The 364-nt window shown below is 66.8% G+C and carries 1 protein-coding gene; it reads left to right on the top strand.

Annotated features, from left to right (window positions below; all coding sequences use genetic code 11):
* On the top strand, positions 1-364 hold a 364-nt coding region (locus tag BTA51_RS29845), incomplete at both ends, for a DUF5753 domain-containing protein (protein WP_246841243.1).

Genomic DNA, 364 nt, shown 5'->3' with positions numbered 1-364 from the left:
CTGGAGCGCGATGCGGTGAGTCTGTGTACGTACGAGTGCCGACTGGTGCCGGGGTTGTTGCAGTCGGAGGCGTATGCGCGGGCGGTGTTCGAGGGCACGATCCCGCTGCGGACCGACGAGGAGCTGGCGGCGCTGCTCACCGCGCGGATGGACCGTCAGCGGATTATGCGGGAACGGCCTACGGTGGCGTTCAGCTTCATTCTGGAGGAGCATGTGTTCCGGCGGCGGTTCGGGGACGCGGAGGCGATGCGCGAGCTGTTCGACCATGTCCTTGAGCGCACCGCTCCGCGTAATATGACGCTTCAAGTGGTGCCGCTTGAGGCGGGGCTGCACCCGTGCCTGGATGGGCCGGTGCGGATCTTGG

Origin of the sequence: Hahella sp. CCB-MM4 (assembly GCF_002260525.1) — a bacterium.
Classification (GTDB): Bacteria; Pseudomonadota; Gammaproteobacteria; order Pseudomonadales; family Oleiphilaceae; genus Hahella.
This window is presented reverse-complemented; position numbering and strand designations above follow the sequence as displayed.